General features: G+C 39.2%; 2 protein-coding genes. One reads left to right on the top strand and one right to left on the bottom strand.

Annotation, left to right across the window (positions count from 1 at the left end; all coding sequences use genetic code 11):
• On the bottom strand, positions 1-1,998 hold a 1,998-nt coding region (locus ACIQ2S_RS12965; protein ID WP_396176664.1), incomplete at its 3' end, for a prolyl oligopeptidase family serine peptidase.
• Between the two features lie 222 nt (positions 1,999-2,220).
• Here ACIQ2S_RS12965 and ACIQ2S_RS12960 point away from each other — a divergent pair.
• Positions 2,221-2,397: a hypothetical protein gene (locus ACIQ2S_RS12960; RefSeq protein WP_396176662.1), complete on the top strand. Its 177-nt coding sequence runs from the start codon at positions 2,221-2,223 to the stop codon at positions 2,395-2,397.
• The last annotated feature ends 108 nt before the right edge of the window (positions 2,398-2,505 follow it).

Below are 2,505 nucleotides of genomic sequence, written 5' to 3'. Positions count from 1 at the left end.
AATAGCCGCAGTTTTGCTCAACAACATGCTTGGTCGATTGGACAAGCCGTGGGAAGCATTTGGTATACGAACCATGGCAGCTTCTACTCCTTGTAACTTTAATGCGGTGTAATATTGTTCTGATTCTGATATTGGGGTTCTGAAATCTAGCTCACCTGTGAGAAGCATTGTGGGTGTTTTTACATTACCCACGAGTGAAATAGGTGATCGGCGGTGGTAGTATTCCACATCTTCCCAAGGCATTTTGCCAAACCAGTATTTAGCAAAAAAGGCCGGGCTATCTGCATGTAGCACAAAACTATACCAGTTAATCACCGGTTTTGCTACCACAGCTGCTTTAAAGCGATTTGTTTTACCAATAATCCATGCAGTTAAGACGCCACCTCCGGAGCCGCCTGTCACAAATAGATTAGTTGTATCAATGTAGCCTTTGCCAATTACTGTATCTACGCCCGACATCAAGTCTTCATAATCATGGTTGGGGTAATCGTGGTGAATGGAATTTCCAAAATCTTGGCCGTAACCTGTACTACCTCGTGGATTCGTATAAAGCACTACATATCCGGCTGCCGCATAGGCTTGAATCTCATATGCAAAAGAAGGTCCGTACATCGTAAAAGGTCCGCCGTGAATTTCCAAAATGAGCGGGTATTTTTTGGTTGGGTCAAAGTCCGGGGGCGTAACAATCCAACCTTGAATTCGTTTTTTATCAAAGGAAGATTCCCACCAAATTTCTTGCGTTTTTCCGATTTTACGGTAGGAGAAGAGGTCATCATTTACAGTAGTGATACGTTTGGTTTCACCTGTGTTCCAAACAGCTAAATCAGCAGGATAATCTGCTCCACCTTGTGTAAATGCAAATCGATTATTATTTGATGCGGTGAAAGTTCCTGCAACATAGGGTCGGCCGAGGTCTAAACCACCCAAACCTTCAACAATGGTTCTGACTTTTCCTGTTAGAGAAACATGTCCAATTTTTGTTGCTCCCATTTCATCGTATTGAAAGTAGACCCCTTGGCCATTGCCTTCCCACTGCGGATTTGAGGCATCTCTATCTAAACCAGTTGTAAGATTTTTTACACCTGTTCCGTCCACATTCATTACATATAAATGTGTCACCTGATAGCCTTGAAATGTATCGTCATTGCCAATATATGCTATTTTTTTTCCGTCGGGAGAAAGAGCTATATCAGTGTCCGGTCCAAACCGAGTGGTTAAGGCTTTGATTGTACCATTGGTTAGTTGGAGTTGGTAGATTTCTGAATTGTTTGGTTCCGATTCAATTTTTTCATGCAAATTGGCAGAGAAAAAAAGACTTTGGCTATCTTTTGCCCAAATCGGATTCCCGTGATTATTTGAAGTGAATGTTCGCTGTCTGGGAGTACCACCTTCTATTCCTAAAGTAAAAATTTGCATTTTTCCGGGTTTTGCATATCCGCTGCCATCACTACGGTAATTCATTTCATCAATGTAAATTGGAGGAGCATTCCACTCTGCACCTTCCGGCTTAGCAGGAATAGTCAATAGAGATTTTTTTACCTCAGGTACCCATTGCGTGAAAGCTAATTGACGATCATCCGGACTCCATGCAGCAGCTCCGGGAGGAATAGAAGTATTGGTTAATACGATAGTTTCACGAGTATCTAAAAACATCAGATACAATTTTACTTTACTATCATCCTGATTGGAAAGGAATACTATTTTTTTTCCGTCATTCGACCAACGTGGGGCATAATCGCGTTGATTTCCTTGTGTCAACTGACGAACCCGTGAACCGTCGATATTACTTATCCATAAATTGGCATAATCACGATCCGTCATAACATCTTTGAAATTTCGAATATATACAATCTGTGTGCCATCAGGCGAAATCTGCGGATCGCTGATGTATTCGAGGTTAAATAAGTCTTTTAACTCGAGTTTGGATTTCTCCTGAGCAAAAACAGCTGACTGTATATAAATGAACAAAAAAGCAAACAACATTTTTTTGATAGTCATGAGGATATATTTTTAAATTGGTAATTTACATTCTACTAATTTAACAGTTTTTTCGAGTTGGTTGACTAGAATCTCTATTTTTTAACACCTGTATAATATTTATCTTGCCTTTACAATTCCGAGGAGAGTCAATCTATTCTTGTCATCCACTATCCTAATTAAATTTCAATCAATAAATTGCATCGCTAAATTCTAAAGGATAGCCAAAACTTACGCTACAAAATGATGGTGAAGTATGAGTTAGACAAACTTGAACTTCCGTATACCCTCATTGAACTAGGTGAGGTTCAAATTATAGGAATTGTTTCACAAGAGAAACTGCAGGCACTCAAACTTGCTCTGGTTGAAATAGGATTTGACCTCATATACGATAAAAAACACAGCTTATTGAAAAAATAAAAAATGTTATTACCGAAATGATTCATTATGATGATGAACTTCCACGAACCAATTTTTCAGATTATCTTAGTGACAAGCTACATCTGGATTACCCTTATATGTCGAATG

The organism is Flavobacterium sp., from assembly GCF_044371705.1.
Lineage (GTDB): Bacteria > Bacteroidota > Bacteroidia > Flavobacteriales > Flavobacteriaceae > Flavobacterium.
This window is presented reverse-complemented; position numbering and strand designations above follow the sequence as displayed.